The sequence below is a fragment of the Thermocladium modestius genome (assembly GCF_055398215.1).
In genome coordinates this window covers 1,379,518-1,401,487 of record NZ_AP043731.1, presented here as the reverse complement: position 1 = coordinate 1,401,487, position 21,970 = coordinate 1,379,518, and the positions used below count along the sequence as shown (strand labels likewise).

The window sequence follows — 21,970 nt, the reverse complement described above, 5'->3', positions numbered from 1 at the left end:
GCCATTAAGGGCGGGAGTGCTTGGAACGACGTGCTCATATAGGCGATAAATATGGCGGGAGATATGCCATTGTGCTGGCCGTGGCCAGCAACGTCAGTTCATACGCGAAGCCAAGCACATCTCCATTGACGAAGCCAAGCCTAGCCATGGCAATGGACTTGGACAAGTACGCAACGGCCAACGCTTCCGCCGTCACGATTGCAAACACGAGAGGCGACCTGGACACCGCTAATTCCAGGGCTGAGTATATTGCCAGGGACGCGATGGCCTTGGAATCGTCCTTGGATGCCAGTATGAATGCCCTGCCCAATCCGGACTCGGCGGGCTCGCTTATATTGGCTAACACATACATGGAGAATGCGGCGGAGGATGATGACTCGATCAATTGAATTACCGGGTCTGAGGCGGAGCTAACAGCGGATGTCAGCACTATGAAAAGCAATGCCCCAGCTGCCACCGCGAAGGATCCCCTGTGCTTATCCCTTAATACAGCGACGGGATCCGTTGACCTGCTCATGATGGCCTCAGAGAAGTCCAGGAACCCATCCACGTGATTAAACCCAGTAATCAATGCCAAGATCGCCACGGCCAGCGAGGCTGAGAGGAGGGGTTTGCCGAGCAGCAGGGGAGGCGAGGCGATGGCTCCCTCTATGAACCCCACGAGAGGCGCTAAGTAGAAGCCGGATGCAGCCTCCTCCAAGTCGCCGCGGCCCGTCGGTATCACGGTCAGGAATGCAATGAGGGAGAGCAGCTCATTCAAGTATCTTCTCAATTGCATCCAGCAACACCTCATTGCTCCACGCATCCTTGACGGCCACCCTGAAGTGATTGGGGCCCAGCCCAGCGAATGTGTGGGCCGGCCTTATCAGGACTCCTTGCCGCAGCAATTTATCCGCTAATTCCTGGGATGAAATTGGGCCCCTCGCCAATATGAAGTTCGCCGTGGATTCGTATACGTGCATGCCTAGCCTCCTCAATCCCCTGCTTAACACGCTCAATCCTGCCTCCACATACTTGCGGGAGACGGCCAGGAAGTTGGAGTACTGCGCGCCGTAGTTGGAGAGCAGCTCGGTTATTAGGGAGTCGGCGCATGAATTCACATTCCAAGAGGGGAGGAGCGCCCTCGTCCTCTTGATCACCTCCTCGTTGGCCGAGTAAATGAACCCTGCCCTAAGCCCCGGCATGGATAATGCCTTGGTGAAGGACCTCACCACCACCACGTTCTCGAGATCCGTGCCCAGCATTGACTCCGCCGAGCTGAGCTCCATGTACGCCTCGTCGACCACCAGGAACCCATCCAAGCCCTCCGCCAATCCCCTCAGGGTCGATGCATTTATGGAGGAACCTGTCGGATTATTGGGATTGGATAGGTAGACTAGGACTCCACCGCCGAGGTTGGGCAATTCATCTATTCTGAACGAGGAGCCGTGGTCCTTCATGAAGACGTACTCATGCTTGAGCCCCATTGCCCCGGCTCTCTCCTCGTAATCCCCATACGATGGGGCAATAGTGACTATTTTGTTGGGCCTAATGGCAAGCGGAAGCACTGCCAACGCCTCGGATGCCCCGTTGACGGGCACCACATCCTCCACGCCGTAATGATTCGATATAGCCCTCCTCAATTTCTTATATTCATGGTCTGGATACTCCAAGAAATCGCACGTGCCCAGGAAATTGGGCGGGCCGACGGGATTTGCGTTGACGCTGAAGTCCATGACGTTGTCGAGGCCCAAGTATCGACGCCCGCCGTGGTAAGGCATGCACAATGCCTCGCCTCGGGCCTTTTAAAGTTGGGATTCAAGCACTGAAGCCCAATATTTAATTACGGCTTGGCCCGTGGGTGGTTCCACATGGATAATGCCATCACTGTCTCGTTGATATCGCCTAACGTGGTGAGAACTCACGTGGGTAGGGAGAGGCGGTCATCGTTTGCCGTGGTGAAGGAGGGAGAGAGCGGCGGGGAGGGCCCCATAGTGGCCGTGGCGGAGAACACGGTGTCGGCCAGATTCAGCGATACCGAGGAGAGGGTATCGTATGAAGCGAGCGGGGAGCGCATAGTAATAAGAGGGGAGTTGGGGCCATTCGATAAAGTCTATGGGCTTGGGGAGAAGGCCCTTCCCTTGAATAGGAAGAGGCATAGAGTGATCATGTGGAACACCGACGCGTATGGCTACGCGACGGGGACGGATCCCCTCTACGTGTCGATACCGTTCTTCATAGTGCTGCGCAACGGCAGGGCGGTGGGTCACTTCGTGGACTCGCCCGCCTACATGTCAATAGACCTGGGGCAGACCGACTTCGGCGAATTCACGGTCGTGGTCGACGACGAGTCCGTGGATCACTACATAATATACGGGCCATCCATCAAGGACGTGCTGCGATCGTACTTCGAGTTGACCGGGAGACCCTTCCTGCCGCCTAAGTGGGCGCTGGGGAATCAGCAGAGCAGGTACAGTTACTATCCGGAGACCAATTTGCTGGCCATTGTGGATCGATACAGGAGGGATGGATTGCCGCTCTCCGCCGTTTACCTGGATATACACTACATGGATGGGTATAAGATATTCACGTGGGACAGGAAGAGGTTCCCTGATCCCAAGTCCCTCATCGATAAGCTACATGAGGCGGGGATTAGGGTGGTCACCATCATAGACCCGGGGGTTAAGACAAGCCCCACTTACCCAGTATTCAGGTCCGGCATAGATGGTAATTACTTCTGCTTGAGAAGAAACGGGGATCTCTTCACATCCCGCGTGTGGCCGGGCCTCTGCGCCTTTCCCGACTTCGCTAGGGACGACGTCAGGAATTGGTGGAGCTCGTTGGTGGCGGACTTCGTCAAGGATGGAATAGATGGAGTGTGGCTGGACATGAATGAACCTGCCGGCTTCGATTATAAGGATCACACGGTCTCGGATGATGACTTGATGCACGTAGTGGACGGAAGGCAAGTGCCTCACGCCAGGATACATAATGCATACGCATTGCTGGAGGCGGAGGCAACGTATGAGGGAATGCTCAAGGCCAGGCCGGGCAAGAGACCATTCATACTTAGTAGGGCGGGCTACGCCGGCATCCATAGGTACGCGGCCATATGGACGGGCGACAACACGAGCAGTTGGGAGCACTTGAGGCTTCAAATTCCCATCCTGCTGGGGCTCAGCTTGTCGGGGGTCCCATTTGTTGGCGCTGATGTGGGGGGATTCGCCAAGAACACCAAGCAGGGCCGCTTCTACTTGGATCCGGAGCTCTTGATTAGGTGGTACGAGGTGGCCATATTTACTCCCCTGCTGAGGAACCATACATCAATCGACTCGCCGGACCAAGAGCCGTGGGCTTGGGGGAGCGCCTATGAGGGGATCATAAGGGGTCTCCTCAAGCTGAGGGAAGAGTTAATGCCCTACATCTACTCGCTGGCGTGGGGATCACATGAATTGGGGGAGCCCATAATCCGCCCCCTCGTCTATGAATTCCAAGATGACGATAACGTCCACGAGATAGACGATGAATTCATGCTGGGACCCTACGTTCTATTAACGCCTGCGCTGGAACGCGGGTCAACAGTTAGAAGGGCTTACCTGCCCAAGTGCAAGTGGCTGGATGTCAGGATGGGAAGCGAGGTGGAGGGGGGAGCCGTGACTACAATAGACGTGCCCCTCGGCAATCCCCCCGTGCTGGTTAGGGAGGGGGGAGTTGTGCCCATGATGCGGGAGTCATTAATCGCATTGATATACCCGGGCAACGGCGAGTTTACAATATATGAGGATGACGGCGAGTCCATGGGGGAACCAAGCAAGTTAACCATAAGGCAGGAGCTCAAGGGATCCGTATCTCGCATAGAGGTGGGGAAGCGGGGGCCCGATTCATTTAATACATGGGTGACCCTCTCCATATACACCAAGAACAAGCCCAAGCGGTTCCTCATAGATGGATCACCGGCTCAATACTCGGCGAGGGGCTCTTTCATAGAGGCGACCGTCAAGCCGGGCTCCGCCGTGGAGCTGGAGCTAGGCGATTAACTTTCTAGCTGCGCAGTGATTGAATGTATTCTATCATTGAGTTTATCCTCCCCTGTACCTGCGCGGGGGATGGTAACGGCGATGCTGGATTGAATATAGCCAGCTCTGCCATGAATGCATGACTCCACTCCGTTATGTTCTCTATTATTGGGGAGTTTATCAACCCCAACGCCTCGGAGTTCACCTCATAGAATTGGGACAGCATTGTATATAACACGAAATACTTCGACGTGCAGGCCCCGCTGCACGATGAATTGAACTCCTCCTCCACTCGCCTCAAGTACTCCTCATCATACTCCAAGAGCCGAGCCACGGCGGCGGTCTCGCTGGGTTGCTGGACTAGCTTGATCTTGATGCGGGGAGCGGGCCGTATTCTTCTCAAGTAATTCAACTCAATATCCAAGAGCCTAGTCAAGTACGTGCAGGTTAGATTGGATGGATCGAAGGTTAGATTATCATAATAAACGCGATCGAATAGGAACAGCTTGTAAGCGCTGTTGTTGTAGATGTAGAGGGGGCAAGCCATCAGCATTGCAGCCAGTAGCACCAGCATCGGCGCTCGCCTACCGACGCCAATTTAATGTTTTGCCAGCGGCCGCCGGCATTCGGTTGGGCAGCGCACATCGTTAATGCTTAAAAGGCAAAGCTACAATATATACCATGGAGGACGATTTGCGAAGATTGATAGACTCAACCGCGCCTTACTCCGACGCGCGGTATCATCGCCAGCAGGGCTCCAGCATATCCTTGGTGAACGGAGAGGTGGCGGGCAAGTCGACGTGGGTCAGCGAGGGGTACCTTGTCAGGTCCTTCAAGAACGGGATACTAACGGCATTCTCCTCCAATGAGCCCAGGACCGATAAGTTGGAGGTGCGGGCAAAGAGTTGGGAGGAGGGGTTCAAGCCCGTCGTCCCAGTGGAGAGGCGAGTGGTGGTTCCCCAAGCCAAGCCCGTCGAGGATGTATCGCTGGAGGATAAAATCAAGATATTGAAGGAGCTGGACTCATTGGTGAGGGGGGAGAAGATAAAGTCCAAACTGATCAGATTCAATATATCCCTAACTGAATTCAGGGAGGAGAGGGCGTTATACAACACCGAGGGCACTTACTCCTACATAGAGAGGCCGGGCATTTGGGTGATGTACTCCATGGTGCTGGAGAACGCGGGGGAGACCATGGCCATGTGGTCGGACGAGCTGGGCGCGCTGGGCGGCTTGGAGCTGCTGGACAAGTGGAGAATACATGATGAATTGGTGGGGAGGATTAGATCCCTCGACTACGTGTTGGTACACGGCAAGTCGCCGCCCACGGGCAGGATGGATGTGGTGGTCAGCAGCTTGATATCCGGCATAATAGCTCATGAATCGACGGGGCACCCCTTCGAGGCGGACAGAGTCTTGGGAAGGGAGGCAGCCCAGGCGGGCAAGAGCTACCTCGGGAGCCTGGCCTCCGGCAAATTCGCCTCGAACGCCGTCAATGTGTCCGATGACCCAACCATACCCAACAGCTTGGGCTTTTACTTGGTGGATGACGAGGGCGTGGAGGCAAGGAAGCGCAGGTTGATAGTGGAGGGGAGAGTCAACGAGCTTCTCCACAGCCGCTTCACCGCGTTTAAGATGAACTCCGAACCCAATGGAGCCATGAGAAGCATGGATTACCAGTCGGAGCCGATAATAAGGATGTCCAATACCTTCTTTGAGCCGGGCAGCATGAAGTTCGACGAGTTGGTTAGGGACGTGCGAGGCGGTATATTCTTGAAGAGCTATATGGAGTGGAACATCGACGATATAAGGTGGGGGCAACGCTATGTGGGGCTCGAGGCCTACGAGATAAGGAACGGCGAGGTTGGGGAGCCGCTTAAGTATCCAGTGCTGGAGGCAACCACGGGGGAGATATACTCCTCCATAGATGCCGTAGATAATGAATTGAGGTTCTACGCCGGCATGTGCGGGAAGGGAGAGCCGAGCCAGGCAGTGCCCGTGTGGATGGGGGGACCCAATATGAGGATCAGAAATATAAGGGTGAAGAAGCTTGGAGAGTAGGCTAATCACATCCCTGCTGGACTCAATAGAGGAGAAGGAGAAGGCGGCGGTGCTGGAGTTCAGGGATAGCCTTATGATAAAGATAGTGGACAGCGCCGTGGCCCTGGTTCAGCGGTGGCGCACCGTCGAGGGCAGGATCTACGCGGGGGAGGGCGGAAGGATGGCGATAGTAGGCTTCTCGGGCAATCCCCCCAAGGACTTGCAGAAGGAGGTGAGGAGCAGCATGATTGAGTCTCCCTTCTTCTTCGAAGTACCCAAGAACGAGAGGGAGGTGAGGCGGGACGCAAGCGATGGGGAGATAAAGCGAAGCATAGCCAACCCTGAGGGATTAATAGGGGATCTGCTCAACATGATCGTGGAGAGAACCAGCGGCGTTGTGACTCTTGAGGCGATCAATAGGCAGGTCGCGACCAGCGGTGGTTTTCTAGGGATGGAGGAGTTAACGACATTTACATCGCATTTCCGGGTATTCAAGGGCGAGCACACGGGCCACTGGTCCACGACGGGTTCACGGCTCAACATCAATGACGTGAAGGCTGCCATGCAGCGGGCCGAGGAGTACGCAGCCATCAGCGACGAAGTTGAGATAGACGAGGGAAGGCACAGGGTGATGCTGTCCCCAATGGTGTTCTCCAACCTACTCCAACTGGTGGGAAGAATGGCGTCCGCCATGTCTGTGGAGATGGGGTCATCCATATTCACCAAGGCGAGGCCAGGGGACAAGATGTTCTCGCCGCTGCTGACCATATACGACAAGCCGCTGAGCGATATGAGGCCCATATTCTTCGACGATGAGGGGGTGATCACTTACGATAAGGCTATAGTGGAGAACGGGGAGTTCAAGACCCTCCTATTCAACACCGCATTGGCCAAGCGACGCGGCACGAGCAGCACAGGAAACGCGGGCTGGATGCATCCCTCGCCGTGGAACTTAGAGGTTGCAGGGGGAGAAGCAAGCGAGGAGGACGTGTTGGATGGAGATGGGGTTCTCTTCACGAATAACTGGTACACGAGGCTTCAGAACAGCATGGAGGGCGTGTTCTCCACGGTGGGAAGGGATGCCATCCTATTGATAAGAAATGGCAAGGTGGTTGGGCGATCCAAGGGAAGGTTGAGGTTAGCGGGGCGGTTAGGCGACTTGCTTAGGAACGTGGAGGCGGTTTCCAAGACCCAGTACCCAATACGGTGGTGGGAGGTGGAGACCCCGACCAAGGCTCCCTTCGTGGCAATCTCCAGCTTCCCAGTCACGAAAAGCCAGTAATGGATTGGAATCCACCGTGTTCACTCGATGAAAATCGACGGGCGGCCCGGGAGGGCGGCCTTGGCCTTGCCGCCCAAATCGCTTCCCGGATTCAATGCATCATGTATTACCACGTCCACCCCAAGCCTCCTCTCCATCACCGGCTTGAAGTAATTGAATGCCGATACCTCAACCTCCCTATCCACTACGTCCCTGGGCAGCTGCCCGTTGATCATTCTCCTCGCCAAGTCCGGGATCCTCTGCTTGACGCTGCTGAACCTAGGATCCCCGGTTAATTCCCTTATTATCGCGCCCACGTCTTTCCTCTCCGCCATCTTGGACGATATGGACCTCATCAAGTCATACAACTCATCGCTGGGGCCTACATATACATGAATGGCTCTGGCCTTCCCCTTTATTCTGAGGAGTTCCCTGGCATCATCTATTGTCTTGAACACTACGCCCACCGCCCTCTCAGCAGCGTCGCTGGGCTCCCTAGCCGGCACTATCCACCGCTCCAGGGAGAGCATGGATGAATTTCCCAACCTGTGCCATAACTCCTCCGTCAAGTGCGGCATTAAGGGGCTCAACAACACCAACCACCTCCTCAAGAACTCCCTCAAGACTGCCTTGGACTCCGGCAACCCATCCTTCAGCTCCATATACACTTCCACGGCATTCAGCATGTTGAAGAATGAATCCAACACGTACTCCCTTATCCTCATGCCATCTATGAGGGATGGAGCGGACAACAAGGCCTTATCCACCTTGTTGAGCAGCCACTCGCTGGGCAGGGATGGCTTATGCTCACTCATGGACTCGGCCGGCATTGATATTATCTCGTTAGCCACGCGCCAGAAGGTCATTAACCTGGAGAGCACCACGTCGACCTCCTTATCCTTCCAATCCAACAAGTTCTCAAGGTCAGCCTCATATGCAACGTAGAGCCTAACCATATCGGGCGGATAACTGCCCACGGCCTCCCTGAGGGGAAGCACGTTGCCTAAGGACCTGGACATCTTCTGGCCATTGCGTATCACGAAGTTGTTGAGCGTGATGGATCTCGGCCACATCTCTCTGGGAAATATGGCGGCGTGGTGGGCTATGAAGAAGCTGAGGTGATTCCCGATCAAATCAATCCCGCTGTGCCGTTGATCCACGGGGTACCAGTAGGAGAACTCCTCGCGCGCCCTGCGAGCAACCTCCGGCAGGATGAGGGGTTGACCCTCGCCGAGGAACACGTAGTCATAGAATGAGAGCAGCTTCCTGAGGGAATCCTCATCAGAGCCATTGCTATCTATCACCTTGCTGGCCAACTCGCTGAGGACCTTGGAGGCCTCCCCCTCCTTTACATGCCTAGCCACAGTGTAGAAGGCCATGTATATTGTGGAGTCGCTCAATGATTCTATTATCCACTCATTATCCCAGGGAAGGCGAGTGCCCAAGCCCCTCTTCCTGGCGCAGGGCCTCATGCCCAACCAATTCACGGTGGACTCGAAGTTAACCCTATACGAGCTTGGGATTATCTTCATGGACTCCAGCGCCTCGCGTATCCTGGGCTTCCACTCGGGGTGACCGTAGTTCAGGAACCATTGATCCCTTATCACCGCCACGATAACCCTGTTCCCACCCCTCGTGTAGATCAACCGCGGCTCCGTCTCATACATGACGTCCCACGCGCCCTTCTCCCTTAATAATTGAATTACCCTCTCCTTGGCCTCCGACACCTTAACTCCTGGAAACGGCGTGTTATCCCTCATCACGCCCGAGTAATACTCATCCCTGTATATCGCCTTGGTGGCCTCCTCCAACTTACCTCTCTCCTCTTGACTGTGTATCCCCATCCTGCCCACTATGTCGGCGGCTGGCCATTCCCCATAGCCCTCCACCCTTATTATGCCCACGGGAGAGATGGCTCGCGCGATTCTCCCGAACTCATCATCGATCCTAGCCAGATCCATTAATGCCACATAATCGAAGGGAGCGTGGGCTGGAACGCTGTATACAATCCCCGTCCCAGTGTCGTCGTCGACGAAGCTGGCGGGCAGCACGTAGAGGAGCGCGCCCGTGACTGGGTTTATGGCTTGAACCCCGAGGAGCTCCCTCCCCCTCAACTCCCTAATCACCTTGACTTCCTTGTCCTGGTAGGACAGCTTCCAAGCCGCTTGCTTCGACACTATCCAAGTCTCCCCATTGACGCGTGCCTCCACGTAGGCCGCGGCTGGGTTTACCCAGATGTTCGTGGCGCCGAATATGGTTTCCGGCCTGAACGTGGCCGCCACCAGGTACTTATCCCCCCAGCGGAACTTTACCAGGTTGAACTCAAGCATCTCTATGTTGATCTCATCGCCTCCCCTTATGTCGTGCTCCCCCACGGCCTGCCCCTCAGCCGGCGCGAAGAGCACGGAATGCTTTCCCCGAGCTATGAAACCGAGCTCCCTCAACTTGTAGTACTGCCAAATAATGAAGGAGCTATACTCGGGATCCCCCGTGGTGAACTGGCGGGTGAAGTCCATGGATGGGCCCAGCATCTTCAAGTCCTCCTCGTAATGGCCGGCGAAGAACTTGGCTATGTTCCAGGGATCCTTGAATGATTCTATGACCCTGCTCACCTCCTCCTTATCCTTGATGTAAATGCCGACGTACCACTCGTAGAGGGACTTTATCTCCGAGTCCCCCTTGCTTATGCGATCCGCCACGGATTGAATTGGAGTGCCGGTTATGTGCCACGCAATGGGAAACAACACGTTATAGCCCTGCATCCTCTTAAGCCTAGCCACTATGTCGCTTATCGTGAAGGTCCTTCCATGCCCTATATGAGGCGGGCCCTGAACGTAGGGGTACGGAACCGTTATGAAGAACTTGGGCTTGCCATCATCGATCTTCCCCTCAAAGATCCCCTGGGAGTACCATTCCTTCTGCCATTTCCTGGATATCTCCAGCATTTCCCTTACCGTATCGTTATAGAAAGCTCATCGTTTTTGCGCCCATGCCAAGGTTTTTAACATTTCCGTGAATGGATGAGCGACGGCCCAATCCCGATCCCACCAGCGTTAATGTTAAAAAGCAGCCTCGATTCGAGGAATGGGGATTCCTATTGCCGAGCTCGGTAAGGCACGCATAGTAAGGGGGAGGCGCGAGAGAAAGCGCGAGAAGGTCAAGGATTTCATAAATTGGTTCAATAAGGTAATAATGGACGCTGAGTTATATGAATATAGGTACCCGGTGAAGGGGGCCTACATATGGAGGCCCTACGGCCTGCGGGTGCGGCGAATGGTTGAGGAGGAGATACGGCGCCTCCACGATGAGAGCGGGCATGGGGAGGTCTTGTTCCCCGTCTTCATACCGCTGGAGTACTTCAGCAAGGAAAGCGAGCACATAAGGGGCTTCGAGGAGGAGGTCTTCTGGGTATCAAAGGGAGGTAAGGACCCGGAGAGACTAATCCTGAGACCCACCAGCGAGACCGCCATGATGCCCATGTTCAAGCTGTGGATAAAGGATCACACTGACTTGCCTCTCAAGGTTTACCAGATAGCCAGCGTTTTCAGGGCGGAGACTAAATCCACTCACCCAATGATAAGGCTGAGGGAGATCTCTATGTTCAAGGAGGCCCACACGGCGCACGCCGATAGGGAGGACGCGGAGAGGACCGTGAGGGAAGCCATAGAGATATATAAGAAAATATATGATTACCTCAGCATACCGTACTTGATATCGAGGAGGCCGGAGTGGGATAAATTCGCCGGCGCCGTCTACACAATCGCGTTTGATACATTAATGCCGGATGGAAAGACCATTCAAATAGGCACCGTGCATTACTTGGGAACAAACTTCTCGAAGGTATTCGACGTCACGTATCTGGACAAGGATGGATCAGCCAAGTACGTTCATACCACCAGCTACGGCATTTCGGAGAGAGTGATAGCCAGCATGCTGGCCATACACGGCGATGACTCCGGACTACTGCTACCGCCTAACATAGCTCCAATACAAGTGGTGGTGATCCCAATACCCCAGGAGGGACGCGACGTGAAGGGGGCAGCTGAGAAGGCCGCGGAGGAGTTGAAGGCGGCGGGAATACGGGCCATTGCCGACTTAAGGGATGATAAGACGCCCGGCTGGAAGTTCAATGACTGGGAGATGCGGGGAGTGCCCATAAGGGCGGAGATAGGGCCCAAGGACTTGGACAAAGGCGTCATCACGTTTGCCCGCAGGGACACGGGTGAGAAGTACGAGGTGTCCAGGGAGGAGGCGGTGGACTTCGTCAAGGAGCTTATAGTGGATGTTGGCGATAACATGAGAGGCGAGGCGTGGAGCAACATGAGGAGGTCAATATACGTGGTGGACGATATTAAGGAGGCCCTGAATAAATTGAATTCAGGCGTCGTAGTGGTTCCATGGAGCGGCGATGAGCAGTGTGGATTGAAGATGCAGGAGTCACTGGACGCCAACGTCCTGGGCGTGCCTGTTGACTCCGATCCAAGCGAGCAGATAGGAGGGCATAGAGACTTGGCGTGTCCGGACAAGGAGGCTAATTACTGGGTTAGGGTCTCCAGAAGATATTGAGTTCACTTCATTAAATTTATTAGATCCATGGCCTCCATGGGATTTCCCTTAGTTATCATTAATTGACCCTTGAAGAACGCGCTTATGGGGTCCAGCTCCCCCTTTATCAACTTGATCAAGTTATCCCTACTTATGCTGATGCTCAGGTTGGGGGATGAGTGGACTCCCTTGACCACGGAGGCTGTTCCTCCCTTTATCTGCACGTAGAATGCCTCTAGATTGCTGCCTTGAAATTGAAAAACTTTGTCCACGTTCTTCATCTTCTCGGCTATCTTCTGCTTATTCGCGTCTATTAAGTTGGAGAGCAGTTGTATTGGATCTTCGCTTGACATACTACAACGGATTATAACGCCTTTATAAAAGTTGCTGGCCAAAATGAGGAATTAGGGAACCGCTCCCCTCCCCACTCACATTTCGCCGGAGGACCCCCCGCCCAATACCCCCTTATTGCGGAGGATCCTCACCAATTGCCTATAGGCAACCAAGCGCTGTATGTTGTTGGCGCCCTCGTATATCTGGGTTATCTTGGCGTCCCTGGCCAACTTCTCCAAACCGACCTCCGTCGTTATGCCGACCCCGCCGTGCAGATTTATTGCCTCCGAGATTATCTTCTCGGCAGCCTCAGTGGCGTAGAACTTGGCCAGCGAGGCCGCGAACGTGAACTCCGGCCTATTCTGATCCGCCAAGTAGGCGGCTAGGTAGGTGAGGTACCTAGCGCTCATCAACTCGCTAAGCATGTTGACTAGGGAGAACTCCACGGCCTCGAACGAGGCCAGCGAGGCCTCGAATGCCTTTCTCTGGTGCACGTACGTGAAGGCGGTCTCGAACGCTGCCTGGGCCATGCCGAGACCCTGGGCGGCCACGCCTATCCTGGTCCTATCAAAGGTCTCCATGGCTATCAGGAATCCCATGCCCTCCATCCCGACCCTATTCTCGTCGGGCACCTCCACGTTATCCAGCACTACCTCCCAAGTGTGGCTGCCTCTAAGCCCCATCTTGTGGACCTTCATTCCCAAGCTAAGGCCTGGGGTTCCCTTCTCGACTATGAAGGCAGTCAATCCCATCCACCTCCTCCTCCTGTCAGGGGGAGGGCTCGTCCTGGCGAACACTATCAAGTAGTCCGCTAGGTCCGCGTTGCTTATGAACATCTTTCTACCATTTATGACCCACCTATCTCCCTTCTTCTCAGCCTTAGTCTGGAATCCAGCCACATCACTTCCGCAGCATGGTTCCGTGGCGGCAAATGCCCCGAACTTCTCCCCCTTGGCTAGGGGCGGCAAGTATTTCTTCTTCTGCTCCTCATTACCATATATCAATAATGGTATCGAGAACAGGTCGTTAGTGCCCATCACCACCGTAACGGCGGGCGACACCCTTGCTATCTCCTCGCTTAATATCACGGTCATCATCGTGTCGCCGCCCTGCCCCCCGTACTCCTCCGATAAATGCAGCCCGAAGAAGCCCTGCTGCGCCATCTTCTCCAGCAGGGGCCTTGGCACTTCATCTGTCTCATCTATTTGTTGCGCCAGGGGCCTTATTTCCTTCTCCACGAACTCGCGGACGGCTTTCCTGAACATCTCGTGTTCTGCCTTGAACATTAATTGATAGTCTCCCAGACCATCGAAGGGAAATACCATACTTATCAAATACTTGGGGTTAATTTGAGTTAAAAAATATTACCTATATGTAGTGTAGAGCAGTAACATTTATTAATGTGCTTTTTCTACTAGGTACATGAGCTACTATGACTATCAACTAACAATAGACAAAATATTAAATTACATAATGTCATCATATCCCAATAGGGAGATAGTTTATTGGCCATATAATGGAAGGCGCACCATGTTGACAAATACCCAATTCAATCACAGGGTTCGACAAGTAGCTTCATTGCTATTAGAGCTGGGAGCGAAGCGGGGCGAGGCGGGGCGGCCGGGCACCAGGGTGGCCGTCCTGGACTGGAACTCGCTTAGGTATGGGGAATTGTACTATGCGGTACCATCAATTGGGGCCACGCTTTTTACAGTTAACGTACGTCTAGCCCCACAGGAGATAATATACACAATGAACGTCGCCAAGCCTGAACTGTTGTTCATCAACATCGACGATTTCTCACCCCTCCTAAAACCCATAATGGGCAACGTGAACTCCATAAAATACGTGATATACATGAGCGATGAAAACAAAGTACCTGATGATCACGTCGACGTCAAGATGCTTAATTACTATGACGAAACCGCCAAACAGGGAGAGGCATCGTTCCCGGAGCTCGACGAGAGAACCCCCGCCACCATGCTGTTCACGTCCGGAACCACCGGGCTGCCCAAGGGAGGAATCCACACGCACAGGGGCCTTGTGCTCCACTCGCTGGCAACGATAGGGGCGGTGGTTCAACCGCCAATAGAGCTCAAGAACCTAGATACGGCGATGCCGCTCGTCCCCATGTACCACGTCCACGCCTGGGGAATGCCCTACTCCCTACCCCTGGCAGGGGTGAAAATAGTGTATCCCGGCAAATTCGAGTGGGGCCACATGCTTAGATTGATCGCGGAGGAGAAGGTCACCTTCACGGCCGGAGTCCCAACGATACTATACGCGCTCCTCTCCCACCCCGACTCCCCCAAGTACGACCTGCGCGGCGTCAAGATGATAATAGGAGGCGCGGCCCTGCCCAAGGGACTATTGGACGCAGCCGTCGCCAGGGGAATGACGGTGATCAGCGGGTACGGGCTGACGGAGACCGCGCCCATACTCACAATATCGCACCTAAGGCCGGAGCACGCCTCCCTGGACGGGGAGAGCAGGAAGGAGGTTGAGATACGGACCGGGCTCCCTGTGCCGCTGGTGGATCTGCGGGTGGTGGATCAGTACGATAACGATGTTCCCCCGGATGGCAAGACCATAGGCGAGATAGCGGTTAGATCGCCCTGGATATTCAAGGAGTACATGGGAGATGAAGAGAAGACGAGAAACGCTTGGCGGAATGGGTGGTTCCACACTGGGGATGCCGCGGTGAGGCTCCCCGATGGCTACGTCAAGATAGTGGATAGAATGAAGGACGTGGTAAAGTCAGGGGGAGAGTGGATAAGCAGTCTGAGGCTTGAGGACCTAATATCCACTCACCCAAGCGTTGCCGCCGTGGCAGTGATAGGCGTGCCTCACGACAAGTGGGGCGAGAGACCAGTGGCCTTGGTGACTCCCAAGAAGGGGCAGCAGCTAAGGGAGGAAGACATAATACGCCACCTGGAGAGGTACGTGAGCGAGGGCGCAATACCCAAGTGGTGGCTCCCGGACAAGGTGATAATAGTTGATGAGCTTCCCCTCACCAGCACCGGTAAGGTAGACAAGAAATCGCTGCGGGATAGGTACGGCAACGTATTGAAGCAGAAGTGAGGCTATTCCCCTCTTCATTCTGGAAAGAAAGCCAATTATCTTTTCCCCAACAATGGAAGCGCAAGCTCAGTTATCTTATCCCTCCAGTTTCTGGCCTTCACTATCGCGCTGGCAACGAGAACGCCCTGCGTCCCCAGGGATAGGGCGGCGGACACGTCGCTCCCGCTCTCTATGCCGGCCCCCGTTATCACGTGGACGCCCTTGCTTATTCTCGAAACAAGCTCCACCGTCCTCGATATCACCTCCGGTCTCTCCTTGCTGACCGCCTTGCCTGTCCCTATCAGCTCGGGGGGCTCCACCGCTATAGCCGTGGGAGACAGCGCAGCCGCGGCAGCGCTTGTCTCGGGATCCGGGGCGCACACCAATTGATCAAGCCCCAAATCCCTGGCGCGGCCTATCATCCAGGACAAGTCGTTCAACAACAGCCTATGCTCGCTGTGGTTTAGGATGACCCCGCGGGCCCCCGCTTCCTTTATCATCTCGAGCGGCGTGAAGCCCGTAGCGGCTCCAGGGCGCACTGGGTCGGCGGATTGGGCGAATACCTCTATCTCCACCGCCTCGACCACGGGCTTGAGGAGGGGAAGCGGGGGGGCAACGGCTATAGAGGCCCCGGTCTCCCTGGACACCTCGTCTGCCGCCTTGGCCAGTTGAATAGCTCCCTCCCCCACCACCTCCTGGTACGCCTTCATGTTTATGACCAGGATAGGCAACTTCATGAGGCGGCGAGTGCGTCCAGGAATATAAACGTAGAGGGTCTAAGGGGGAGGCTGTGTATTTACGGCATTAACCCGTGGACCCAGTCCTCGCCATCAATGCCTTGAGCGCGCCTTCCCTGTCCTTCTCATAATCGTCGAGCGGCATGGAGCTGACCTCCTTCAGCACTTGGGATAGCGTTGTGTACTCCATCTCGTCTGGCGGCAACCTATGCGGCATTATTGGACCCATCCTGCGAATGTAATCCGTTATGGCGGCGGCCGTCTGCCTAGAGTAATCGAACGCGGGATCGTCGAATAGGTCGACGGGTCCCTCCAGGTAACCGTCGTGCAGTTGGAAGCCGAGGGCGCCTACCTTTGGAGGACCGTCGAACCTGGTCATCTTAGGCCCCAGCGCGATTTTCTTGTCGGGAATGAATTGCACGAATTTGGACGGCGTCAACGGACCGACGTGGCTCCCCCTCATCCAACCCTCCACCAAGTGGGGGTAGGAGAAGGCCTCCAGGACCTCCCCCACGGCCGGCAATCCGTGCTGTGCCCTTATTATGGCGACCGGGTCGTCCTTGCCGACGTACTTACCCGCTATCAGGTTAAGCCTTTCCACGCTGGCCACTGCTCCCTGCATTAAATCCCGCTTCCTGTAAACCCTCCTCACTATGTACCTGCCTGGGGTTCCGATCAGCCCCAGCAGCCTGTAAATGTCCTCCGGCGCCTTGAGCAGGTAAACCCTGGCATCCACCACGTCTATCACCTCGAACAAGAAGCCCTCCGCCATTGCTGGATCTATCACGAGGCCTGCTGTGTTGAAGGGATCCGCGAACATCTTGTAGAACGGTAGGTTGAAGGCCCCGGGCTCGGTCTTATCCGCAGCTACCACTATCACGGGCTCGCTTCCCCGCTCCTCGAACTCCATCTCGGCGATCTGCGGCCCCATGCCCCTTATGTTGCCGGAGAACGAGTCCTTGAGCAAGTCCTGGCCGGCGCCGTATAGCTTCACCTTCTTGGCTATCGACTCCGTCGCGTCCCTGAAGATATTCCACGCGGCCTCATGTATGGCAGGAGAATTTAATCCCTTATCATGAGTCATCAATAGGCTCATATCATCCCCCACATTAAACACGAAGTAATCTATTATGGATCCCCTTCTAACCTCCCCAGCCAATCTATCCGAGGCATACTCCAGTATCTTGGGATGAACCCAGGCATGGCCGGGAAGACCGCCTATATCCGCCTTTATTATCGAAATGGATATCTTCATGGGGTGTAATAAACCCACGGTTTAATAAATATTAATCTCAAGTATAATCAGTGTAACCAGCGGCCGAGGGGCGGCGAGGGCCCGTAATAAGGTAAAAAATAAAAAGTCCACAACGAGGGAGCGGCGAGGGCCCGTAGCTCAGCAAGGTTCAGAGCGGCAGGCTCCAGACCTGTTGGTCGGGGGTTCAAGTCCCTCCGGGCCCATCAACAATGAATTTCCACATTATAGACTCATATGGATGAACGGCAATTATGGGTTGATTATCCACTCATCGCTGGGCCGCTGAAAAACTATTTAACTCCGTGGCTCGCACAAACCGAGTAATGCCTCTCAACATAACGAGCAGCCTAGATGGATTGATGGACAAGGTTGGCTCCAACATGACCATGGTTCTCTACCAATTCAATCACTACATAGACGTGGAAAAGAACACGTTGCAGAACATAAGCACATACATCAACAATAGCTCCCCCGTTGGGGTTGCGGTTGGCCATCCAGCAGGCTACGCGATTCCCATGCTCATTATAATCTATGCCATATACTCCGTGTTATTGGCGCTATCCGCCATTCAGGTCCTAATAATACTGCACTCCGGCGTCTATCTATTCAGGAGCGATCGAGGCGAGGGGAGGGGAAGGCCAAGGACGAGGCCGTTTGTATCCATCATAATTCCAGTGAAGAACGAGGCAATGGACGTGGTGGAAAAGGCCATAAGGAACGTGACGGGGTTGAGCTACCCAAAGGATAGGTATGAAGTACTGGTGGTCAGCGACGATGGGCCTGAGACGTTCTCCAAAATAAAATCGCTGGTCGATAAGTATGCCGAATTGTACGGGATCAAGATGGCCGCGGTGAACAGGACGAGGCCGGTGGGGTATAAGGGAGGCGCGATAAATTACGGAGTGAAGCTGGCCCGCGGGGAGCTGATAATGGTTCTGGACGCCGACACCGAGGTACCCTCGGACTACTTGGAGCACGCAGTGAGCTACATAGAGGCGGGGTACGACATGGTTGGGGCCGTGTATAGGGGGAGGCCGGCCATACCCTCCGCCACCAGCAAGGCCATAAAGGTCGTATATGATGTGTTCAACGAGATAATAATACTGGGGAGGTTCCTCAGCAGGCGTAATTGGGGGTTCTCCATGGTCATGGGGACAAACTTCGTGGTGAGGAGGGAGGCCTTAATGAGGGTGGGCGGGCTTTGCCACTGCACCGCCGATGACATGGATCTATCCCTCAAGATAAAGATGAGCGGCGGCAAGGTGGCTATAATGCGGGAGGTAACCGCCGTAAGCGAGGTGACCAGCACCTACATGGCGTTGAAGGCGCAGAATATACGCTGGTCATCGAATGACTCAATAATACTGAGGAGGTATGCAGGGCGGATATTGAGGAGCAAAATGTCTATTGTGGACAAGATGGATCTCATGCTGTGGCTCACCAAGTACCCGCTCCTCTCCCTGGGCGGGTTGTCGATCTTCATCTCTATAATACTATCCGTGTTCGGCATAATACTGCCCCCCCTCTACGTCCTAGTGCTGGAGGGGATAAACATGGCGCTGCTGGTGGGCTTCCTGGGGCTCATGATCGCCACAGCCAGGAAGATGGGGTACCCGATCCACACCACCATAATTAGCTTGGCCACCATGAGCGTGATGGGCTTCTCCATATCGTTTGCCATACTGTACCACTACATAGAGGCCATGTTCAAGGACTTGGAGTGGATATACACGCCCAAGGGAAGCAAGGCAATGCTCCAAGTCAATGGGCTGCTGATGGAGAAGATCCTCACAGCCATATTCATAGTTCTATCCATCGCCCTCTTCATCATGGGCTACTACATGGCGTTCATATACTCCAGCGTGGGCGCCATAATAATGATCCTGACGATGAGGAGGGCAAGATGAGGGAATACGACTTAATAGTGGTGGGAAGCGGGCCAGCGGGCTCCTCCGCGGCCCTGGTGGCGGCCAAGCTAGGCCTCAAGGTCTTGATTATGGATAAGGCACGGCACCCGAGGGTCAAGCCCTGCGGCGGTGGCCTGACCCCCAAAACCATGCAATTGCTGGACTGGCTTGGGGTTAGCGTTGATGACTTGATACTGGGCGAGTGCAGCACGGTGTATGTATCCAACTACGCAGGCACATTCGCGTTGAGGTCCAAGGAGCCCTTGATAAGTGTGACGAGGAGAGAGGAGCTAGATAAGCGATTGTTCGACGAGGCTACCGCCAGGGGGGCCGAGTATGAGAACAGGGAGGTGGTTAAGGTGATTAATGGACGGGGCGGGGCGGAGGTGATGACCCGCGACGGCCATGCCTACTCATCCAAAATCGTGATCGGGGCGGACGGAGCGCCGTCCAGGGTAGCGGCATCCCTCGGCTTGATAAACGAAGGCAGCGCCGCGGCGGTGATGAGCATCGCGAGGGGGCCGGCCGACCTTCCCTGCCTACTCGACTTCACCGCCGTGAGGTTCGGGTACGCGTGGATATTCCCTCAATCCGATGGGTACTACGACGTGGGGCTGGGCTCCATAGTGAAGCAGAGATACGGCTCGCGACTGGGGGAGTACGCGGCGGGGTGGGGGCTTGAGGCTGGGAAGATGCTGGGCCACTTGATACCCTACAAGAGCCTCAGGCCGGTGGTGGGGCGCGTGATGCTGGCGGGCGATGCGTTGGGGGTGGCCGACCCCACGACGGGCGAGGGCATATTCCAGTCAATGTACACGGGAATAGCGGCGGCGTACGCGGCCTACCTGGCTGTCAGGAACGGCGGCGTGATATACGAGAGACTGATAGGCAATCTACTGCGAAACAATGAGCTGGCCAGCCGCGTATCCCTCTTCGTTTACGGCCTGGACACCCAGTTCTTCAGCAGGTTCCTTGGAGCCACGGGGTATGCCAGCGGCGACGTGAAGGACCTCCTGGTCAGGCTGATAAGCGGCAGGGCCTGGTACGGCGACGTGACGAAGTTCATGGCGGCCAAGATGCCCAAGTACGCCGTTAAGGGATTGATGAAGCTGGGCTAGACGAGGACTGGCCCTCCTTACCCCTCCGCGGGCGGATGACGTCCTTAGGCGCGGCCTGGAATGGCTCCAAGTACTTCCTGAGCACCCTAGGTATCACCACGCTGCCATCCGGCTGTTGATTGTTCTCCAGTATCGCCGTTATGGCCCTGGTGCTAGCTATCGCCGTGCTGTTAAGGGTGTGCACGTACTCCCTATTCATGCCTTTCCTCAACACCCTTATTCCCAGCTTCGCGGATTGCCAATCCAACACATTGCTGCACGACACCATCTCCCTATACGTTCCCTGGGCCGGCATCCACGCCTCCAAGTCGTACTGCTTGGCCGCCGCCCTACCCATGTCGCCGGGGCACACGAGAACCACCCTGAACGGTATCTCCAACCCCTCCCATATCTCCCTCGCATTGCCGAGGAGGGCCTCATGCCACTTCCAGCTCTCCTCCGGCAGCGAGAAGACGAATTGCTCCACCTTATGGAATTGATGTACCCTGAAAATCCCCTTTAAGTCCCTATTAACGGCCCCCGCTTCGCGCCTGAACGCGGGGGAGAAGCCGGCCATGAGGATCGGCAAGTCGCTCTCCAGCAACTCCCTGTTACGGAGGTAAGCCGCTATTGGGTGCTCCGCCGTGCCTATTAAGTATAAATCCTCATCCTCTATCTTATATATGGAGTCCTTAAACGCCTCAAGGTCTATCACGGAGCTTATCACCTCGTGCTTCAACATGTAGGGGGGCACCACCAATTGGAACCCCTTCCTCGACAAGAAGTCGAGCGCGTACAGTATTAACGCGAAGTCGAGCCACACCACGTCGTCGAATACGTAGTAGAACCTGCTTCCAGCCACCTCCCCAGCCTTCTGAGTGTCCCCCAACCCCAACACGTTCTCCAGGAGATCCGCGTGGCCCACCGGCTTCCAATCTATTACCTCGTGATCCACGCCCCCGTACTTTTCCTTGAATTGATCGACGTATTCCCTCCACACCCTGGGCCTACCATGGTAGTGGATGGGGGTCGACTCCGCGCCCGCCCTGCACGCCTCGTACACGGAGTCGTGGATCAGGTTGGGAAGCCTGCCTAGCAGGAGGGTTCTTTTATTCTCCAGCTCCTTCAGCTTCTCCTCCCCCCTCCCTATCTCCTCCAGCAGTCTCTTGGCTTCCCCTATAAGCTCGGCCCGCTTCTCAGGGGGGGCCTTGCTCACCTCCCTAGTCAAGACATTATGCCTATGCCTCAATTCATCCACCTCCGCCTTAACCCTCTTCCATTCCTGGTCCAGAGAGGCGAATTCATCCACCAACGCTACATCGTATCCCCTGGCTTGAAGCATCCTCCTAATGGAGTCCGGCCTGTGCCTGAGCTCCTCCAGCAACGACCAACTCATAAAACCACGTGGTTCCCGTAGAACGCGTTTTTAACATTTAGGGAGGAGCTAGAGACGGGCTGCCCCATCCTTTCAAGCGACTCAGGGCCTCCAGCGGCGCATCACCTAGCGAGCAGCATATACCCACCCTCCACCTCCTCGTTAAGAGCGTGAACCATGTCAATGAACGCATTTGAAGCTCTTAAATCATCTCACGAACATCGACCCCACAATATAAGTGAGGGGCAAACCATCTATGAAAAACAGTAACTATGTAGTATGTTTCAGAGCCATTCCCGATCCTCACCCGCCGCCATATTTATCCTCTTAGTTCCCATTCTTCGCCGCTTCCTAAATGATTAACT

16 protein-coding genes and 1 tRNA gene are annotated in these 21,970 nt (G+C 55.1%); 8 read left to right on the top strand and 9 right to left on the bottom strand.

Translation table 11 applies throughout. The features are described 5' to 3' along the window. Positions 1 to 34: 34 nt before the first annotated feature. Positions 35 to 778, bottom strand: coding sequence for an adenosylcobinamide-GDP ribazoletransferase (locus ACZ5ZS_RS07210; protein ID WP_188596901.1), 744 nt, complete (start codon positions 776 to 778; stop codon positions 35 to 37). Then, on the bottom strand, positions 753 to 1,760 hold the full coding sequence (locus ACZ5ZS_RS07205; RefSeq protein WP_188596900.1) for a pyridoxal phosphate-dependent aminotransferase: 1,008 nt from the start codon (positions 1,758 to 1,760) through the stop codon (positions 753 to 755). The genes ACZ5ZS_RS07210 and ACZ5ZS_RS07205 overlap by 26 nt, the downstream gene beginning before the upstream one ends. A 90-nt stretch (positions 1,761 to 1,850) precedes the next feature. Here ACZ5ZS_RS07205 and ACZ5ZS_RS07200 point away from each other — a divergent pair, with 90 nt between their 5' ends. After that, positions 1,851 to 4,016 carry a glycoside hydrolase family 31 protein gene (locus ACZ5ZS_RS07200; RefSeq protein ID WP_188596899.1) on the top strand — a complete coding sequence of 722 codons (2,166 nt, stop codon included), beginning with the start codon at positions 1,851 to 1,853 and terminating at the stop codon, positions 4,014 to 4,016. A 4-nt stretch (positions 4,017 to 4,020) separates the two neighbouring features. On the opposite strand, the gene ACZ5ZS_RS07195 is transcribed toward ACZ5ZS_RS07200, so the two are convergent. Beyond that, the gene (locus ACZ5ZS_RS07195) at positions 4,021 to 4,569 is read right to left on the bottom strand and encodes a hypothetical protein (RefSeq protein WP_188596898.1); all 549 of its coding nucleotides are present in this window, start codon (positions 4,567 to 4,569) and stop codon (positions 4,021 to 4,023) included. 107 nt (positions 4,570 to 4,676) lie between these two features. Here ACZ5ZS_RS07195 and ACZ5ZS_RS07190 point away from each other — a divergent pair, with 107 nt between their 5' ends. After that, positions 4,677 to 6,056 (top strand): TldD/PmbA family protein, encoded by a 1,380-nt coding sequence (locus ACZ5ZS_RS07190; protein ID WP_188596897.1) that lies wholly within the window; start codon positions 4,677 to 4,679, stop codon positions 6,054 to 6,056. Then, complete coding sequence (locus ACZ5ZS_RS07185; protein ID WP_188596896.1) at positions 6,046 to 7,317, top strand: TldD/PmbA family protein; 1,272 nt, start codon at positions 6,046 to 6,048, stop codon at positions 7,315 to 7,317. Before ACZ5ZS_RS07190 ends, ACZ5ZS_RS07185 begins: the two co-directional genes overlap by 11 nt. Positions 7,318 to 7,337: 20 nt before the next feature. On the opposite strand, the gene leuS is transcribed toward ACZ5ZS_RS07185, so the two are convergent. After that, entirely contained in the window at positions 7,338 to 10,241 is a 2,904-nt protein-coding gene (gene leuS, locus ACZ5ZS_RS07180; protein ID WP_188596895.1) for a leucine--tRNA ligase, read from the bottom strand. 139 nt (positions 10,242 to 10,380) lie between these two features. Between leuS and proS the strand changes: the two genes are divergently transcribed. After that, the gene (gene proS, locus ACZ5ZS_RS07175) at positions 10,381 to 11,862 is read left to right on the top strand and encodes a proline--tRNA ligase (protein WP_188596894.1); all 1,482 of its coding nucleotides are present in this window, start codon (positions 10,381 to 10,383) and stop codon (positions 11,860 to 11,862) included. A 2-nt stretch (positions 11,863 to 11,864) separates the two neighbouring features. Here proS and ACZ5ZS_RS07170 read toward each other — a convergent pair whose 3' ends face one another. After that, on the bottom strand, positions 11,865 to 12,194 hold the full coding sequence (locus ACZ5ZS_RS07170; RefSeq protein ID WP_188596893.1) for an SCP2 sterol-binding domain-containing protein: 330 nt from the start codon (positions 12,192 to 12,194) through the stop codon (positions 11,865 to 11,867). Between the two features lie 75 nt (positions 12,195 to 12,269). Continuing rightward, positions 12,270 to 13,499, bottom strand: a complete 1,230-nt coding sequence (locus ACZ5ZS_RS07165) for an acyl-CoA dehydrogenase family protein (protein ID WP_188596892.1) — start codon at positions 13,497 to 13,499, stop codon at positions 12,270 to 12,272. A 97-nt stretch (positions 13,500 to 13,596) separates the two neighbouring features. Here ACZ5ZS_RS07165 and ACZ5ZS_RS07160 point away from each other — a divergent pair, with 97 nt between their 5' ends. After that, positions 13,597 to 15,255 (top strand): long-chain-fatty-acid--CoA ligase, encoded by a 1,659-nt coding sequence (locus ACZ5ZS_RS07160; RefSeq protein WP_188596891.1) that lies wholly within the window; start codon positions 13,597 to 13,599, stop codon positions 15,253 to 15,255. Positions 15,256 to 15,290: 35 nt separating this feature from the next. Here the strand turns inward: ACZ5ZS_RS07160 and tpiA are convergent, their stop codons facing one another. Then, positions 15,291 to 15,971: a triose-phosphate isomerase gene (gene tpiA / locus ACZ5ZS_RS07155; protein WP_188596890.1), complete on the bottom strand. Its 681-nt coding sequence runs from the start codon at positions 15,969 to 15,971 to the stop codon at positions 15,291 to 15,293. A 67-nt stretch (positions 15,972 to 16,038) separates the two neighbouring features. Then, complete coding sequence (fbp, locus tag ACZ5ZS_RS07150) at positions 16,039 to 17,226, bottom strand: fructose-1,6-bisphosphate aldolase/phosphatase (RefSeq protein WP_188596889.1); 1,188 nt, start codon at positions 17,224 to 17,226, stop codon at positions 16,039 to 16,041. Between the two features lie 127 nt (positions 17,227 to 17,353). Between fbp and ACZ5ZS_RS07145 the strand changes: the two genes are divergently transcribed. The 3 genes from ACZ5ZS_RS07145 (at position 17,354) to ACZ5ZS_RS07135 (ending at position 20,251) form a co-directional block, all read left to right on the top strand. Beyond that, a tRNA-Trp gene (locus tag ACZ5ZS_RS07145) sits at positions 17,354 to 17,429 on the top strand. Between the two features lie 120 nt (positions 17,430 to 17,549). Continuing rightward, complete coding sequence (locus ACZ5ZS_RS07140) at positions 17,550 to 19,133, top strand: glycosyltransferase family 2 protein (protein ID WP_188596888.1); 1,584 nt, start codon at positions 17,550 to 17,552, stop codon at positions 19,131 to 19,133. Further along, positions 19,130 to 20,251 (top strand): geranylgeranyl reductase family protein, encoded by a 1,122-nt coding sequence (locus ACZ5ZS_RS07135; RefSeq protein WP_188596887.1) that lies wholly within the window; start codon positions 19,130 to 19,132, stop codon positions 20,249 to 20,251. The genes ACZ5ZS_RS07140 and ACZ5ZS_RS07135 overlap by 4 nt, the downstream gene beginning before the upstream one ends. On the opposite strand, the gene serS is transcribed toward ACZ5ZS_RS07135, so the two are convergent. Continuing rightward, positions 20,226 to 21,626 carry a serine--tRNA ligase gene (serS, locus tag ACZ5ZS_RS07130; protein ID WP_188596886.1) on the bottom strand — a complete coding sequence of 467 codons (1,401 nt, stop codon included), beginning with the start codon at positions 21,624 to 21,626 and terminating at the stop codon, positions 20,226 to 20,228. The two genes, ACZ5ZS_RS07135 and serS, sit on opposite strands and share 26 nt — an antisense overlap. Between the last annotated feature and the right edge of the window lie 344 nt (positions 21,627 to 21,970).

Bases quoted from the DNA above. Each gene is read 5' to 3' on its own strand.
- ACZ5ZS_RS07210 (WP_188596901.1), bottom strand. From the start codon at position 778: ATGCAATTGAGAAGATACTTGAATGAGCTGCTCTCCCTCATTGCATTC.
- ACZ5ZS_RS07205 (WP_188596900.1), bottom strand. From the start codon at position 1,760: ATGCCTTACCACGGCGGGCGTCGATACTTGGGCCTCGACAACGTCATG.
- ACZ5ZS_RS07200 (WP_188596899.1), top strand. From the start codon at position 1,851: ATGGATAATGCCATCACTGTCTCGTTGATATCGCCTAACGTGGTGAGA.
- ACZ5ZS_RS07195 (WP_188596898.1), bottom strand. From the start codon at position 4,569: ATGCTGGTGCTACTGGCTGCAATGCTGATGGCTTGCCCCCTCTACATC.
- ACZ5ZS_RS07190 (WP_188596897.1), top strand. From the start codon at position 4,677: ATGGAGGACGATTTGCGAAGATTGATAGACTCAACCGCGCCTTACTCC.
- leuS (WP_188596895.1), bottom strand. From the start codon at position 10,241: ATGCTGGAGATATCCAGGAAATGGCAGAAGGAATGGTACTCCCAGGGG.
- proS (WP_188596894.1), top strand. From the start codon at position 10,381: ATGGGGATTCCTATTGCCGAGCTCGGTAAGGCACGCATAGTAAGGGGG.
- ACZ5ZS_RS07170 (WP_188596893.1), bottom strand. From the start codon at position 12,194: ATGTCAAGCGAAGATCCAATACAACTGCTCTCCAACTTAATAGACGCG.
- ACZ5ZS_RS07165 (WP_188596892.1), bottom strand. From the start codon at position 13,499: ATGGTATTTCCCTTCGATGGTCTGGGAGACTATCAATTAATGTTCAAG.
- ACZ5ZS_RS07160 (WP_188596891.1), top strand. From the start codon at position 13,597: ATGAGCTACTATGACTATCAACTAACAATAGACAAAATATTAAATTAC.
- tpiA (WP_188596890.1), bottom strand. From the start codon at position 15,971: ATGAAGTTGCCTATCCTGGTCATAAACATGAAGGCGTACCAGGAGGTG.
- fbp (WP_188596889.1), bottom strand. From the start codon at position 17,226: ATGAAGATATCCATTTCGATAATAAAGGCGGATATAGGCGGTCTTCCC.
- ACZ5ZS_RS07140 (WP_188596888.1), top strand. From the start codon at position 17,550: ATGCCTCTCAACATAACGAGCAGCCTAGATGGATTGATGGACAAGGTT.
- ACZ5ZS_RS07135 (WP_188596887.1), top strand. From the start codon at position 19,130: ATGAGGGAATACGACTTAATAGTGGTGGGAAGCGGGCCAGCGGGCTCC.
- serS (WP_188596886.1), bottom strand. From the start codon at position 21,626: ATGAGTTGGTCGTTGCTGGAGGAGCTCAGGCACAGGCCGGACTCCATT.